Annotated in this window: 12 protein-coding genes; 5 read left to right on the top strand and 7 right to left on the bottom strand. The window is 50.0% G+C overall.

The genetic code is table 11. From position 1 onward, the window contains the following. Together hemE and HA050_RS18620 are read left to right on the top strand one after the other, a co-directional pair. Nucleotides 1-1074, top strand: a complete 1074-nt coding sequence (gene hemE, locus HA050_RS18625) for a uroporphyrinogen decarboxylase (RefSeq protein ID WP_166829575.1) — start codon at nt 1-3, stop codon at nt 1072-1074. 291 nt (nt 1075-1365) lie between these two features. Further along, the gene (locus HA050_RS18620) at nt 1366-3552 is read left to right on the top strand and encodes a primosomal protein N' (RefSeq protein ID WP_166829572.1); all 2187 of its coding nucleotides are present in this window, start codon (nt 1366-1368) and stop codon (nt 3550-3552) included. An 81-nt stretch (nt 3553-3633) separates the two neighbouring features. On the opposite strand, the gene HA050_RS18615 is transcribed toward HA050_RS18620, so the two are convergent. The 6 genes from HA050_RS18615 to radC all read right to left on the bottom strand — a co-directional run bounded on the left by HA050_RS18615 (nt 3634) and on the right by radC (nt 9552). Further along, nucleotides 3634-4407, bottom strand: coding sequence for an amino acid ABC transporter permease (locus HA050_RS18615; RefSeq protein WP_479686912.1), 774 nt, complete (start codon nt 4405-4407; stop codon nt 3634-3636). A 120-nt stretch (nt 4408-4527) separates the two neighbouring features. Beyond that, entirely contained in the window at nt 4528-5274 is a 747-nt protein-coding gene (locus HA050_RS18610; protein ID WP_166829569.1) for a basic amino acid ABC transporter substrate-binding protein, read from the bottom strand. 250 nt (nt 5275-5524) lie between these two features. Then, a complete protein-coding gene (locus HA050_RS18605; RefSeq protein ID WP_166829565.1) occupies nt 5525-6352 on the bottom strand; it encodes an HDOD domain-containing protein in 828 nt (275 codons plus the stop codon). A gap of 150 nt (nt 6353-6502) precedes the next feature. Then, nucleotides 6503-7711 carry a branched-chain amino acid ABC transporter substrate-binding protein gene (locus HA050_RS18600; protein WP_166829563.1) on the bottom strand — a complete coding sequence of 403 codons (1209 nt, stop codon included), beginning with the start codon at nt 7709-7711 and terminating at the stop codon, nt 6503-6505. 163 nt (nt 7712-7874) lie between these two features. Beyond that, complete coding sequence (locus HA050_RS18595; protein WP_166829560.1) at nt 7875-8828, bottom strand: SPM autocatalytic domain-containing protein; 954 nt, start codon at nt 8826-8828, stop codon at nt 7875-7877. Between the two features lie 49 nt (nt 8829-8877). Further along, nucleotides 8878-9552: a RadC family protein gene (gene radC, locus HA050_RS18590; protein WP_166829557.1), complete on the bottom strand. Its 675-nt coding sequence runs from the start codon at nt 9550-9552 to the stop codon at nt 8878-8880. Nucleotides 9553-9909: 357 nt separating this feature from the next. Between radC and leuB the strand changes: the two genes are divergently transcribed. The 3 genes from leuB (at nt 9910) to HA050_RS18575 (ending at nt 13446) form a co-directional block, all read left to right on the top strand. Then, nucleotides 9910-10974 (top strand): 3-isopropylmalate dehydrogenase, encoded by a 1065-nt coding sequence (leuB, locus tag HA050_RS18585; RefSeq protein ID WP_166829554.1) that lies wholly within the window; start codon nt 9910-9912, stop codon nt 10972-10974. Nucleotides 10975-11208: 234 nt separating this feature from the next. Then, entirely contained in the window at nt 11209-12171 is a 963-nt protein-coding gene (locus HA050_RS18580; RefSeq protein WP_166829551.1) for an Asd/ArgC dimerization domain-containing protein, read from the top strand. 195 nt (nt 12172-12366) lie between these two features. Next, nucleotides 12367-13446 carry a metallophosphoesterase family protein gene (locus tag HA050_RS18575; RefSeq protein WP_166829549.1) on the top strand — a complete coding sequence of 360 codons (1080 nt, stop codon included), beginning with the start codon at nt 12367-12369 and terminating at the stop codon, nt 13444-13446. Nucleotides 13447-13537: 91 nt separating this feature from the next. Here the strand turns inward: HA050_RS18575 and HA050_RS18570 are convergent, their stop codons facing one another. Then, nucleotides 13538-15856: an extracellular solute-binding protein gene (locus HA050_RS18570; RefSeq protein ID WP_166829546.1), complete on the bottom strand. Its 2319-nt coding sequence runs from the start codon at nt 15854-15856 to the stop codon at nt 13538-13540. Nucleotides 15857-16394: the final 538 nt, after the last annotated feature.

Genomic DNA, 16394 nt, shown 5'->3' with positions numbered 1-16394 from the left:
ATGAGTCAATTACAAAACGATACTTTCTTGCGCGCACTTTGCCGTGAGCCTGTGGAATACACCCCGGTGTGGCTGATGCGTCAGGCGGGGCGTTATTTGCCTGAATATTGTGCCACCCGCAAAGAGGCCGGTTCATTCTTGCAGCTTTGTAAAAACACAGCGCTTGCTACTGAAGTAACCTTACAGCCACTTGAGCGCTATCCATTGGATGCGGCAATTTTATTCAGCGATATCCTGACTGTGCCCGATGCAATGGGGCTGGGTTTGTATTTTGCTGAAGGTGAGGGCCCTAAGTTTGAGCGGCCACTGCGGGATGAACGCGACATTCTGGCGCTGACCGTGCCTGATGTGGGCACTGAGCTGCGCTATGTAACCGATGCTGTGTCATCCATCCGCAAGGCCTTGTGTGGCCGGGTGCCCCTGATTGGCTTCTCTGGCAGCCCGTTTACCCTTGCTTGCTACATGATTGAAGGCCAGGGCTCGGCGACGTTTAGCCGCGTGAAAACCATGCTTTACGATCGGCCTGAGCTTTTGCACCACATCCTGGATGTGAATGCCCGTACCGTGATTGATTACCTGAATGCGCAAATTGAAGCGGGTGCGCAGGCCGTGCAGATTTTTGATACATGGGGCGGCGCTTTGGCTTATGGCAAGTATCAGGAATTCTCGCTGAACTATATGAGGCAGGTGATTGCGGGCCTTAAGCGCGAGCATGACGGGCGTAAAGTGCCGGTCATTGTGTTTACCAAGGGCGGCGGGCTGTGGCTGGAAGATATTGCCAATAGCGGCTGCGATGCAGTGGGGCTGGACTGGACGGTGGACCTGGCCGATGCACGCCGCCGTATCGGCGATAAAGTGGCTTTGCAGGGTAATTTTGACCCGAATGCCTTGTTTGCCAATCCCGCTGCAATTGAATCTGAAGTAGATCGCTTACTGGCAAGCTTTGGTGAGGGTGAGGGGCATGTGTTTAATTTGGGCCATGGTATCTCGCAATTCACCAATCCTGATCATGTCACCACCCTGGTTGAAAGTGTACACAATCAGTCACGAAAGTATCATCAATTTCATAAGTAAAACAAGGGCTTACGGGCTAATTCCATTGGGTTTTTCCAATGTAAGCCTGAGTTATACACAGTGCTTATGGATACTAAATGCGACTTGTCAAGCATTAAGGAAAAATTAATTGTTTGTTACGCATTTTTGTAACTCATTGATTTTAAAAGAAGTATTTTAGAGTTCAAAAAATAGGCAAGCTAAGCACAGCCCCGATTCTATTGGGGTTTGTGCACTTATCTTCAGTTAATCCACAAAGTTATCCACAAAATCTGTGGGTAGTCTTGTTTTGCACCTATTTGCAGGGCGTTTATGACCGGAGTATTAAAAAACTGCTGCTATGTTTCGGTGGCGCTCGATGTTCCGCTTACACGTCTTTTTGAATATAGCTGCCCTGCTGAGTACGCTCCTGTGATCGGTGCGCGGGTGATCATTCCATTTGGTCCGCGCCGCATGGCGGGGCTTATTCTGGGTGTTGCAACTGAAACAGCATTTGATCAGACAAAAATACGCCCTGTTGTTGTTCTTCCCGATGATATGCCGCCTCTGGCTGAGGATGTGCTGGCGCTGAGCCGCTTTTGTGCCGAGTACTATGGACATCCGCTGGGGCAGGTCCTGGCAACTGCGCTACCCGTTGCGTTGCGCCAGCCCAAGGTCTTTGTGCCGCCGGAGCCAAGTGGTGTTTACCAGGCCGGTAATCTGGATGCGCTTTTGCAAAGCTTGTCTGCGCGCGCTACAGCGCAAAAGCAGCTGGCCCTGATGCTGGCTCAGCCTATGGCACGTGCCGAGCTGGCGGCGGTGTCGCCCAGTGCTAATAAATGGCTGAAAAACTGGATAGAAGCGGGTTGGGTGTTTTTTACCGAAACACTGCCCGATGCGATTCCTCTGCCCGTGGGGGCTGCCGGGGCTAATGCTGAGCAAGCCGCAGCCATTGCCTTGATTGATGGCCAGCATGCATCGTTTGCTGCGTTTTTATTGTTTGGTATTACCGGCAGCGGCAAAACCGAAGTTTATTTGCAAACAATTGCGGCTTGCCTTGCAAGAGGGAAACAAGCTCTGGTGCTGGTGCCGGAGATAAACCTCACCCCTCAGCTGGAGGCGCGCTTCAGGGCGCGTTTTCCCAGTGCCCGCATTGTGGCGCTGCATAGTGGCTTAAGCGATAAGGAAAGGGTGCTTAACTGGCTGTCTGCCAGCCGTGGTGAGGCGCATATTGTGCTTGGCACCCGTCTGGCCGTGTTTACACCGATGCCACGCTTAGGAATGATTGTGGTTGACGAGGAGCATGATGCTTCGTTTAAGCAGCAGGAAGGCCTTCGCTATTCGGCCCGGGACGCCGCGGTATATCGGGCGCATCAGCGGCAGGTGCCTATTGTGCTGGGCTCGGCAACCCCCGCGCTGGAGACATGGCATAACGCGCGTCAGGGGCGTTATCGCCTGATCTCCTTACAACACCGCGCGGTGGGCGGTGCGATGCCACCGCAAATCGAAATTATCCCCATGCATCGTGCCAAGGTGGTGGAAGGCCTGCATCAGGCCACTTTAAATATCATGCGTGAGCATCTGGCGGGTGGCCAGCAGGTGCTGGTGTTTATTAACCGCCGTGGTTATGCGCCGGTGCTCTCTTGTGGCGAATGCGGCTGGCTGGGCGAATGTAAGCGTTGCTCGGCCAAACTGGTGCTGCATTTAAATGAGCGCCGTTTACGCTGCCATCATTGCGGTTATGAAGAAGTAATCCCTGCTGCCTGCCCGGATTGTGGTAATCAGGACATTCGCCCGCTTGGCCAGGGCACGCAGCGGATTGAAGCGGCATTAGAAACATTGTTTCCTGATGCAAAAATCTTACGCATAGACCGGGATAACACGCGGCGCAAAGGCAGCTTGCAAGAAATGCTGCGTCAGGTGAGCGCGGGCGAGGCTAATTTGTTGGTTGGCACGCAAATGATGGCCAAGGGCCATGATTTCCCCGCGCTTAATTTAGTGGTGGTTTTAAATGCCGATGCAGGGCTGTTTAGCGTGGATTTTCGCGGTGAAGAGCGTATGTATGCCCAGCTGTTACAAGTGGCAGGCAGAGCGGGGCGGGCAGGTACGCAAGGCAGGGTGCTGATCCAGACTGCTTATCATGATCATCCCTTTTATGGTCAGCTGCTGGCACAGGATTATGCAGCCTTTGCTGATGCGCAGCTGGACGAGCGCAGCAGTATGCAGCTGCCGCCGTTTGCAGCTTATGCGCTATTGCGGGCAGAGGCTGAAGATGGCGCGCTGGCTAAGGCGTTTTTACAGCAATTACAGACCGTGCTCGCCGATGCACCAGGTGTGCAGATGTTTGACCCGATTGCCGCCACCATGCAGCGCAAAGCGGGCATGGAGCGCTGGCAGCTGCTGGTGATGAGCGATACACGTCATCTCCTGGTCAACGCCTTAAAACGCATCGTGCCTAAGCTGGAAGCACGCAACAATAAAGTGCGCTGTATTTTGGATGTGGACCCGATTGAGATGTAGTGCTGAGCGTATTTGTACCGCGTTTTATAGGTAAAAAAAAGCCTTCCATTGCTGGAAGGCTTTTTTGTATTGGACCAGGCATTAGTGAATGCCGCCGCTGGACTGGAAGTGTTTCTCCAGCTTGTTTACGCCCGCAGCCATCAGCAAAGTTACGATAAGGTAAAGGAAGGAGATGGTGAGGTAGGGCTCCCAGTAGCGTGAATATGCACCCGCCACCGTTCTGGCTGCATAAGCCAGCTCAGCAAGGCCAATGGCTGAGACCAGCGAGCTGTCTTTAAGCAGCATGATGGCTTCATTGCCCAGTGGTGGCAGCATGCGGCGGAAGGCTTGCGGGATAATCACAAAACGCATGGTTTGCCAGTAATTCATCCCCAGGGAGCGCGATGCTTCAAACTGGCCTTTGGCGATGGACTGAATCCCCGCACGGAAAATTTCGGTGATATAGGCACCGGCATTCAGGGTGAGTGCCACAAGACCTGACATAAACGCGCCGTAATCCTGGCGAAGCGTAGAGGCTAAATCGCCACTAATCAGTAAACCATCCGTTGGGTGAACCAACATCGGCATGACGGCAAAGTGGGTTAGCAAAATTTGCACAAATAATGGTGTGCCGCGGAAAAAAGTGACATAGGCCGAAGATGGCCAGCGAACCAGAAAACGAACCGGGTATTTCCACAGGCCGTGTTTTACATCTGCCAGGCGGGCCATCCCCGCAAATAAGCCGATCAGCGTACCAAAAACGACCGCAATCAGGGTAATGCCGATGGTCATCTTCATGCCATCGATAAAGAGTGAGCGATATTCCCAAACAATCTGTAATTGAAAATTAGAAAGAATGGGAACGGCGGTTTGCATCTGTTGCCAAAAGGTAATGAAATCCATTGTCATGCCATATTCTGATTGCGGAATAAAAAAGCGCAAGCCCAGCAGGATTGCGCTTCTGAAAGATATAGCTTCGATTTTAAATGATTAAGCTTAATTACCGAAGTATTTCTTGTGGATTTTGTCGTAAGTACCATCGGCTTTAATTGCGGCAATGCCTTTGTTTAACTTCTCCAGCAGCTCTTTATTGCCTTTCTTTACAGCAAAGCCATAGAATTCTTTTGCGAAAGTTGCATCATCGATGGTTTTCAGGCTGGAAGACTTGTTATTGGCGATAAAGTTAATGACTACGCCATTATCCGCCACAACAGCATCTACACCGCCATTGAGTAATTCTTTAATGGCAAGAGGGGTTGATTCAAAGCGTTTGATGTTAGGACTGGTCTTACCCAACAGCTTTTGCACAATTTCATCACCGGTTGTGCCGGTTTGAACACCTACTTTTTTGCCTTTCAAAGCGGAGAAATTATTGATATTACTTTTTTTACCCACTGCAATAAGTTGTTTGGCTTCAAAGTAAGGGTCTGAAAAATCCATGCTCTGTTTGCGCTCTGGCGTGATAGTCACTGCAGATGCGACTAAATCGCGATCACCTGAGCTAAGCGTCGCAAAAATACCTTCCCAAGGCGTGTTGTGCAGCTGAACTTCGATACCCGCTTTAAGCGCAACAGCTTTAATCACATCCATATCGAAGCCGACAATTTCTTTTTTATCATTTACGGATTCAAACGGTGCATAAGCTGCATCAGTTGCAACTTGATAAACTTTTGCAGCATATACAGGAGTAACAAACAGCGTGGCACTGGCGAGCAATAGAATTATATTTTTTTTGCTGAACATGTTAAATCTCCGCTTTGGGTGGTTTACCGATTCTCTGCTTTAAGCATCCGGCAAGACAAGACTAAGTGCTGCCTAATGATTTGAATATCAGGCTTATCCCGCATTTTAAACGCAAAGTTTTTTTGATTAAAAAGAAGCTTGTAGCTGCGAATTAAATGATTCAAAACATCATCAGCGCGCCGCAAATACCATTAAAAAACCGGCGAATTGGCCGGCTTTTTAATGACAGGTAAATACTGTACAGGGTGCCTCAGCCTATCATTTCTTCCATGCCTGATGCGAGGTCTTTAATCTCTGCCAGGTGAACGCCAAGAGCATCCGTATCAAGGGCAAGTACATCAAGTGAAGAGACAGGCAGGCTGGCCGCAAGTGCTTTTGCATCTTCGCAGCTTTCTTCATTTTTGGTCAGATGCAGGGCCAGGTGCAGGATATGGCTTAATTTGGATGCGGGCTGCTGATCATCCGGGGTGTTTTGGTATTTGACGGCCATTTGAATTTCAACCGGAAAATTCCAGCGGCGGGCTAATTCTTCTCCCACCATGACATAATCAAAGCCAATATTATTGGTTTCTAAAGCAACCCGGTCTGCAGCACCATTATCTACATACTGATCAATTTTTGCAGCTAGCTCGGGGGCCACAATATGAATAAGCATTTCGCCGATGCTATGAATCATGCCGGTGGTAAAAGCGATTTCACCATTATATTTGGCATGTTTGGACAGCCATTTGGCCAGCGTGGCCACGCGCAGGCTGTGTTTCCAGAAACGCTTACGATCAAAGCCTGGTGTTGTAATAAAAGCACCGGTAACCCCTGAGGCAACCACTAAGGTACGAACCGTGTTAAAGCCAAGGACAACCACGGCCTCGTTGACGGATGCAATTTGTCTGGAAGCGCCAAAATGAGCAGAGTTAGCCAGGCGCAGCACTTTAGCGGTAATAACCTGATCGAGTGCAATTTTTTTAGCGATGGTCTCGATGTCGATATCGTCTTTACTAAAGCTATCGATGAGCTCTTGAACAACCTTGGGTATGGTCGGCAGCTTGTGCGTTTGTTCGAAGACTTCTTCAAGTTTCATGGTCTTGCTCTCCCATATTGCATGCATTTCTATGTGAATGCCGTCTTTATCCTAGTTCAAGGCAGGGCTATCCGCCAGCGAATCCAAGGCTGTCGTTTTAAAAAAAAGGCGACGCAAGGGTCGCCTTTTTAGATTACGCCATTATGACTCTTACTTTGCTTCGCCTGCAACGACTTCGATCACTTCCCACTTCCCACCCTTCACCTGGTAGACCGTAATCGGGCCGTTTTTGATGTCGCCTTTCTCATCAAAGCTGATGATGCCAGTAACGCCTTTGTATTCGATTTTTTGCAGCTCAGGCAGGTATTTGGCAGGATCAACCGAGCCTGCTTTTTTCATGGCTTCAATCATGACCTTAGTAGCGTCATAGTTGTAAGGTGCATAAAGGTTAACATCCACACCAAACTTTGCTTTGAATTTAGTTAAAAATTCAGCGCCGCCAGGCATGCTTTCTTTAGACTGACCAGGGCTTGAAGACACCATGCCTTCAGAATCAGCACCCGCCAGTTTGATAAATTCCGGGGTTTGCGTGCCATCGCCCCCCATGATTTTTGCCGCAATGCCGAGTTTTTTGGCTTGCTTTTTCAGTGGAGCTGCCTGCGCATCCATCCCGCCATAAAAGACCAGGTCAGGTTTTGCTCCCTTAATGCTGGTCAGAATGGCATTAAAGTCGGTTTCCTGATTGGTGGTAAATTCGCGCTTAACCACTTCAGCGCCAGCGGCTTTTGCTGCTTTTTCAAACTCATCTGCTAAGCCCTGGCCGTAAGCTGTACGGTCGTCGATAATGGCGACTTTCTTTGCGGCTAGTTTTTTAACCGCAAAGTCACCGAGCACCTTCCCTTGCTGAGCATCATTGCTCATCACGCGGAAAGCTGATTTGAAGCCCTGGGCGGTGTAAGCCACGGCAGTGGCTGAGGGGGAAATTTGTGGGATGCCGGCATCTGCATAAATTTTGGATGCTGGAATGGTAGTGCCGGAATTCATGTGGCCAATAATGCCGGCTACTTTCATGTCAACAAAGCGTTGTGCCACTGTTGTAGCTGTTTTGGGGTCGGCCTGGTCGTCTTCTGAAACCAGTTCAAATTTAACTTTTTTACCGCCAATATCTGCGCCGCCTTCCGCATTGACTTCGTCGATGGCCATGCGTGTGCCATTTTCGTTGTCTTTACCAAAGTGAGCGTTATTGCCGGTAAGCGGGGCGGAGTGAGCTATTTTTACGGTGTCACCGCTGTTGCTTGCGGCGGGCTGAGCGGTTTCAGCTGCGGCCTGACTGGCCACTTCTTTGGGGGCTTCTTGTTTTCCACAGGCGCCAAGAGTCAGAATGGCAGCCGCGATAAGGCTGTAACGTGCAATAGTCATGTCTCTATTCCTTGGTGTGAATTATTGCTTCAGCAGGCCGATGCCTGCCTTATTAGAGGCTATTCACTATTACCGTCGCAATCGAATTTCCGCAAACTGTGATGAGCTGTATCAAAGGCGCAACAGAACAGTTTGCGCCATTTTGTTTAAGATCTTGTTACGCTTAAACGGCAAGATCGATTTGCTGCATGCTGCCGCCGCTGCCATCTTCTCTCAGATAAATCCCTGACGCGCGGATCTGTCCCAGCGTTTCATTGCTTGAATTGTTTAAGTTAAAGCGGGCCTGGGCATGGCCCAGAAAAAGTGCGCCTATTCCCTTATCGCTCAGCGGAACAAGCTGATCCTGGCCACTGTCGTCTTTTATCCAGAGCTTTAAATGCGCAAATACGGCATCCCCTTCATCGATCCAGCCGTTTTGATCGTTGTCGTATTGAGCTAAATCAGCAAAGCCATCACCGCTTTGTGCTCCAAACAACTCGCTTCCCTGGTTTATTTTTCCGTCTTCATTCCGATCCAGAGCAAGAAAGGCGCTGCCTTGTCTGAGCAGGCTGATTTCTTGCGGCCTGCCGTCACTGCTCAGGTCAAAGCTAAATTTCTGATCAGAGAGTGTTGCTGCAGCTGTGGCGTAATTAAGAATAAGCGGGTCTTTTTTGGGCCTCGCCATGCTGCCTGAGTAGATTTCTGTCTGGCTGGAAAACTGGTAGCTGCGGCTTAAAGAGAGTTCGGCTGAAAATTGGATTTCCATGCCCGCAGCGGTTTTTACTTTTCCTTTTGCCTGAAACTGGGCGTTTTCAGTTTCTGCATAGGTGTATTTTGTTTCTAATGAAAAGCCCGCTGATTCAGCTTGCGGGGATGAAGATGGAGTCTCTGGTGGTGTCAGCTCTCCGTCAAAACCCCAGAATTTTATTTCGTAGCCCAAAATACTTTCCAGTAAGCTTTTAATCAGTGAGACACGCTGGTCCATGTTGTTGAAGGAGCGTGGCTGATGCGCTGCCGGAGAGAGGGTGACTTCGGTGCTGGGTGCTGGGGCGCTCTGCAGGCGTAGCGTTGATGATGATTGTTCTGCAGAAAACTGGCGCTCAGCGCTGAGGCTGACCTGGCTTTGAGTGATACGCATAGCGGCGGCTCCGGAGTATGCCGCTGTATCGGTTTGCTCCGGAGCTTTTTTAGACCAAGCCGAGTTCTGCCATCGAGATGACCTGATGTGCGGCAATAATGCAGTGATCCAGTAAGCTTACATTGATGATTTCCAGTGTATTGCGTAATTGCTGGGTGATATGGATGTCAGCGTCTGATGGTTGCGGGCTGCCGGAAGGGTGGTTGTGCGCCACGATGACTGCCGCGGCATTCAGGGCCAAAGCACGCCTTGCCACTTCGCGCGGATATATTCGTGTTTCCGACAGCGAGCCTTTAAATAAAGTTTCTGCACTAATCAGCTGATGGGCTGTGTTTAAAAACAGGGCGTGAAATTCTTCGTGGTCTAAACCACGAAGCCGTAATTTTAAAAAAGCTTTGACGGAAGCGGGCGAGGTAAACGCATCTGCTTTGTGCAGCTCTTCCTGGAGTGCACGCTTGGACATCTCTAATACGGCTTGTAATTGACAATATTTAGCTGAGCCCATGCCGTGAACCTGGCAAAGTGCATTGTGCGGCGCCTGAAAAAGGTGTTCTAAAGAGCCAAAATACAGAAGCAGATCCCGTGCCAGATCGACTGCGCTTTTGCCTTTGACGCCCACACGCAGGAAAAGCGCCAGAAGTTCAGCATCACTAAGATATTCTGCTCCATGGGCCAGCAGTTTTTCTCTGGGGCGCTCGTCTTCGGGCCAGTCGGTGATTGCCATTTTTTGTTGCTTTGGAGTTGCCGTGCTCCAGTTTAGCCAGCACAGATTTACGTGCCGTTTTGTCTGTTGTTTACAGGTATAAATGGCAGGGGATGGTGTTTTTTGCTTTGGTGTCGGGCGGATATCAGCAAAAGCCTGCCCGCTTGCGTTGGCGTCTTTGCCGATAGCAGGTAAGATCTGGAGCGAATCTTTACTCGCATTGTGTCTGTTCAATAAGCCTTTATAAGGCTTTCGCCAAAGTAAACCTGTGTGTTTTTATGTGCCGCAAGCATGGGCATCAGAAATCACCAGTGCTTTGTGCGTAAATGTCCGCTGCGCTTGTATTTCTATTTAAAGACTAGCAAAAGGTTGATTGGTATGAAGATTGCAGTATTGCCAGGCGATGGCATTGGCCCGGAAATTATCAGAGAAGCCCGTAAAGTATTGGAAGTGCTGCAAAAAGAAGGCTTGGCGATCACGCTTGAAGAAGCGCCTTTGGGTGGTGCTGCTTACGATCAGTATGGCTCGCCTTATCCGGATGTCACGCAAAAATTAGCTCGTGAGGCCGATGCGGTGTTGCTGGGTGCGGTAGGCGGCCCTGCTTATGATAACCTGGATCGCCCGCTGCGCCCGGAGCGTGGTTTGCTGGCGATTCGTAAAGATTTAAACCTGTTTGCTAATTTACGCCCGGCGATTCTGTACCCTGAGCTGGCGAATGCTTCCACACTCAAGCCAGAAGTGGTCAGCGGTTTAGATATCATGATCGTGCGCGAGCTGACGGGGGATATCTATTTTGGGCAGCCTCGTGGTATTCGCGTTAACGCAGCGGGTGAGCGTGAAGGCTTTAATACCATGCTCTACGCCGAATCAGAAGTGCGCCGCATTGCCCATGTGGCTTTCGGTATTGCGATGAAGCGCAATAAAAAATTGTGTTCGGTGGATAAGGCTAATGTGCTGGAAACCACGGAGTTTTGGAAAGAAATCATGACCGATGTGGCTAAGGAATATCCTGAGGTGACGCTCAGCCATATGTATGTGGATAACGCGGCCATGCAATTGGTACGTAATCCTAAGCAATTTGATGTAATGGTTACGGGCAATATCTTTGGCGATATTCTGAGTGATGAAGCATCGATGCTGACCGGCTCGATCGGCATGCTGCCTTCAGCATCCCTGGATGCTAATAATAAAGGCTTGTACGAGCCAAGCCATGGCTCAGCGCCGGATATTGCCGGTAAAAATTTGGCGAATCCGCTGGCAACGATTTTGTCTGTGGCGATGATGATGCGCTACAGCTTTAATTTAGAAGCGGTTGCACAGCGGATTGAAAACGCGGTGAAAAAAGTACTTGCTGATGGTTTACGTACCGCTGATATTTTTGAAGCGGGTACCACAAAGGTAAGTTGCTCAGAAATGGGCGATGCGGTGGTCGCCGCTTTGTAAAATATTAGGCTGGACGCATGGATAAGCAGGGCGCATATTGCGCCCTGTTTGTTTTATGACAGCACCGCTTATCGTTCAGGGCAAATACGAACAACGTGGCTAAAGCCTGATGTGAAGCGCCATGCAGCCAGGGATGAGTGCATTTTTTCTGGTTTACCCTCTGTATTTTTTACCGTGCGTGTTGTGTCTGCAGATTTTGGTTTTTGTATTTTTATATTTTCAAAGGATTTGATCATGGCTGTAAAACCGCTTTCTCTGGCTGTTGTCGGGGCAAACAGTACTTCGGGCGAGACTTTATTAGAGGTGTTGGGTGCAACATCGCAGTCTTTCTCCACCTTTTTTCCTTTGGCGGTGACAGATGAAGGCGAGATGGTCGAGTTTCGTGGCCAGGATTTCCCTATCCTGGGGGTGGATGAATTCAATTGGGAAGTGCCTGATTTAGTGGTGTTTTGTGGTGAAGATCCGGCATGCGCCATTCGCTACGCCAAAATTGCCGCAGAAGCAGGCGCGGCGGTGGTTGATTTAAGTGGCGGGGCTGATGTGCCTTTGGCCGAGCCAGATACTCGCCTGAAGCGCGGCGGCGTGGCACGTATGCCGCATGAAGTAACGACTATTTTATTGCCGGTGCTGAAAGCGCTGGCTAAGGCAGCACCTTTCTCGGGCTTAACCGTAACGGCGATGTTGTCGGTTTCGCAAGATGGTAAGCAGGGTATTGATGAGTTGTCAGAACAAACACGCGCTTTGTTCGCACAAAGTGAAGTGCAGCTCGGTCACTACGCAAAGCGGATGGCGTTTAATTTGCATCCTTCAATTGGCGCTGTGGATGAATATGGTGCCACGGCTGAAGAGATGCGCATCATTACAGAGGTCGGCAGCGTATGTGTGGATGTGCCAATGTCGCTGACTTGCACCCGTGTGCCGATGTTTTTTGGTCATGGCATTAGCCTGAATGTGCGTTTTGCTGAGGATGTCACTTTAAATACGCTGAAAGCGGCATTGACTGATGCAGAAGGCGTTTATTTGTTAGAAGCACAAGGCGCAGCTGGTTTGGTTACGCCGCAGGATGTGATCGGTGGTGACAAGGTTTGGGTGAGTCGTGTGCGCGCCAGCGGCCAGGGTGTATCGCTTTGGCTGGCTGGGGACAATACCCGTCTGGGTGCAATGGCTGTGTTGCGTTTGTTGGGCGCGGCAGCTTAAGGGGCGAGGGGTAAATCTCGCAAGCTCAGACAAGAAAATATAAGTTTTTTCAGGAGCGGCTTTGCTGGTGAAAGCCGCTCCGGCAGTGTTTTTTCTTAAACGGGTAAGATCGGATCTGCATGGTACTGTGCCCTGGCTGTCACTGCAGTGTCATTCGCGATGGTTAGTATCTGAAGCTTACAAGGAAAATCACTGATGAAACTTTCTGCTGTTTTTGCGGGCTTACTGTTCTGCTCACCACTGGCAAGCTTTTCGGCTGAGGCTGACCCTGTTGTGGCGTCATTCGCAACGGTTGGGGATTCCCGTGCCGAGCCTTCCAATATTCTGAATGGCCAGGATCGTATCTGGCTGCAAAATACTAAAGCATGGTCGCGGATACTGCGTGAAATTCAGCAGCAAAAGCCGCATGCGCTGTTTTTTAATGGCGATATGATCATGGGCTACACCACCAATAAGGCTGAGTTAAACCGCCAGTATGCTTATTGGCGGGGGATGGTCACCGGCTTACAGGAGAGTGGTACTTATGTGGTGCCGGTGCCGGGTAATCATGAAGTGCAGGAAAAATTCAAAGAAGACGGCAAAACTAAAAAAATCGCCCGCCAAAGTAATGAAGACAGCTGGCGTGAGAATATGGGGGATTTGATTGTGGATGCCGCGCGTTGGAAAAACGCCGTTGGCAGTCATTTCAGCGCATTTAATCCCAGAAATGCACCGCAAATTGGCAGTGCAGACAAAATCAGCACCGATCAGTCACAGCTCTCCTATTCTTTTGATTTTGCAGGCGTGCACTTTGCCGTGATCAATACCGATCCAGTGGGTCATGATGGCCATGCACCGGTGGCCTGGCTGAGGGATGATCTGGCCCAGGCTAAGGCCCGCGGCGCAAAACGCCAATTTGTGTTTGGCCACAAACCGGCTTACACCTATTTTTATAAAGCAGGCATAGAGCTGGAAGGCTTGGATAAATTTCCTGAGCATCAGCAGGCATTTTGGCAGGTGATTGAAGACGCTGATGCCAGCTATTTCTGCGGGCACGAGCATATATATAATGCAGTGCAGCCCACAAAAAATAAGGGCGGCAAGGCGTGGCAAGTGATGGTGGGCTCTGGCGGATCCCCCTTTAGTGCGGATGTGGGCGAAACCAGTCTGCCTGAAGATCGTTTTTATGCATGGGCGCTGGTCAAAGTGCGTGCCAGTGGCAAAGTTGAAGTCGATAGCTATGGCTTTGATGATCAATATGGCCCGACCAAATTAATTAAACATATTGATATGTAAGCTTTGCCATTTTCTTTGTGGGAAAAGTTGCTGGAAAAAAGCCCCTGTGGATATTTGTCCACCGGGGCTTTTTTGCGGGTTTCAGATCTGCCTAGCGCCGGATGGCTGCCGCCAGTTTATTGGCCGTGGTGCTGGCGTTGATACTGTCGTTATTCCAGTATTCGAATACAATTTCAATCCAGGTTTTCTTCAGGTCATCCTGCACCGCCATATTATGTGCCCACGAAGGAACGAGGGTGTTTTTGCCGGAGGATTGTGCAAAGTCCTGTGCTGAAGCCTTGCCGTAAGTATCCAGTTTATGCACGTCAATATCGGTGCGGGCCGGGATGCTGCCTTTATGTTTGTTGTAGGCGATTTGTGCTTCGGCGCTCATCAGCAGCGTTGCAAAGTCATTTTGAGCTTGCTGCCTTGCTGGATCATCCTGGCGGAAAAAGGTGAGGGTGTCGGCCGCAAAGCTGTATTCACCATTTTGCGTAGGAGATGCCCAGAAGAGGTAATCGGTGTTGGGCTGCTTATTCGCCGTATCAAACTCCCCTTTTACCCAGTCGCCCATTAATTGCATCGCGGCCTTACCGTTAATCACATCTGCCGTGGCCAGGTTCCACTCGCGCCCGGCAGGGTCGGGCGAGCAGTAAGGTTTTAAGCGGCGGAAAGTTTCAAGGGCTTTTATGGTTTGTGCGCCAGTGAGGGCCGCACGGTCTAATTTACTGAATGCATTCAGATAGTGGGCCGCTCCGCACACGCCCAGAGTGACAGCTTCAAATAAGGTGGCTACCTGCCACTTCACTTCGCTGTGGGCCAGTGGCGTAATCCCTTCTGCTTTAAGCCGGTCGCACAGATGAAAAAACTCATCCCAAGTGGCGGGGGCACGGCTCTGATTCATTCTGCGCATAATGCTGGCATTTGCCCAAAGTACATTAACGCGGGCAACGCCCAGCGGCACAGCAACATAATGGCCTTCTGCCTGCATCTGATCATTCAGCACTTTGGGTAAAATCTGCGCCCAGCGCTGCTCATTCGCTTGTGCATCAAGATTGGCTAACAGGCCCCGGCCGGTCCAGTTTTGAATTTTTACCCCGCCAATGGCAACTGCTGTTGGAAGCTTACCCTCGTCGACGGCTTTTTTAAGCATGCCCGGTACATCTTTGCCGCTATGGTTGTCGGCCCAGTGATGATTGATCTGATTGAGTCTGGCCTTGATATCCGCTACGGCGCGAAAGCCGCTGGCGGCAAACCAGCTGTGTAAAACTTCAATATCGCCCAGTTGAAATTGCCCGACCGTTTTCATCAGATCACGGGCGCGGTTGTCTAATTGAACCAGGGCGCGTTTTGCCTGTTGCAGGCCAGAGTCGCTGGACTGGCTCATATTATTGATTTGCTCAATGGAGCGTGCCATCGAATTGCTGGCAGCGGTTTGTTCGCGTGTTGATTCGGCGATTTCTTTGACCACTACAACAACGTGTGCCATTTTTTCGCCAATCGCCAGCATTTGTCTGCGCGCATCGTCGGCGCGATCAGCACTGCCTGCAATGCGCCCGGCGGTATCGTTCATCGTGCTGACTACATTTTGTGTATCGCGGTCAACGGCTTCGATCCGATTGGTGATTTCTACCGTGGCATTGGCGCTGCGCTCAGCAAGTTTACGAACTTCGTCTGCTACCACGGCAAAGCCCCGGCCTTGCTCCCCGGCACGCGCGGCTTCAATTGCTGCGTTTAATGCTAACAGATTGGTTTGCTGGGCAATGTCTTTGATGACACCAACAATGCTGCCAATTTCTTGTGAGTTTTGGCTTAGCGTATGCATGGTTGAGCCCAGCGCCTGAAATGAATGGCTCATCTGGCTGACTTCGTCGGCTACACCCTGTACCGCGATGGCGCTGGTATTGGAGAGCGACTGAGTTTCCTCAACGGTCTGATCCACGCTGTGAGCATTATTGGCAATTAAGCCAATGTTCACTGTGATTTCTTCAACGCCAGCGGCAGATGAGGCCGCGTAGTCTGATTGTGCATTGCTGTCGTTAACCAGCTGGCCGGTTACGCTGCTCAGTTCCCGCAGCCCCAGCGAAAGGCCTTCCATATCGCGCTGCACTTCCCGGAATGTGCTTTGCAGTTTTTCGCTGAACAGATTAAAGCCTTTTGCAATCTCACCAAATTCATCCTGGGATTGAATCGCTATGCGGGTATTTAAATTGCCGCCATTCGTGCTTAATTGCTGCATAGACTGGCTGAGGGATGTCAGCGGGCGCAGCAGATAACGCAGGCCAAAATATAGCAATGCGGCAGATGGCGGAATAAAGAGCAGGCAAGAGAGCAGGGCGGAGTTAAATACGGGGGTTGTCACCGCAATGGCTAAAGCGCAAAAGGCATTAATGGTGACGGCAAGGGCCAATAGCCGCGTACTGACAGACATGGGTAGCTCCTGGGTGTATCAGGATTTAGGGCCGGATAGTGGGTTGATCGTTTTTGTTGGACTTACAAAATAAAAAAGGCGTTTGAGTTAATCTGCTTCGATAGACAGGGGCTGTACCTGTGAAAGTAATAATATTCTGATGTACTTTTTACTGCGATGGCTATTTTATACAAATCCATAGGTTGGATTGGTTCTTTTATGCAATATTTTGTTCACCGTATGGCGATGCTGCTCATTTTGTTTTTTTTGTGGGCTTTAATTTGCGGCGTAAATGACTTGAATCAATTTGAAAAATTGTTGTGTCTTGTTTATTAGCTGCTCGAATAATAAATCTGTGTTTATTTAAATCAAAGGCTTAGCGTATTACTACAGTTTTATTGCTTGGTAGTGGTTGACCTGGTACGGCAAGGTCCGTATATTTCGGCCTCTCGCTGCAGCACACACGGAAACGAAGTGATGCAGAAGCAGCGAAACGATCTTTAAAAAAATACAGTCGATGAGTGTGAGTGCTTGATTCGGAAGCGAAACAAGTGCTTGC

The sequence above is a fragment of the Iodobacter violaceini genome, from assembly GCF_011601265.1.
Taxonomy (GTDB): domain Bacteria; phylum Pseudomonadota; class Gammaproteobacteria; order Burkholderiales; family Chitinibacteraceae; genus Iodobacter; species Iodobacter violaceini.
This window is presented reverse-complemented; position numbering and strand designations above follow the sequence as displayed.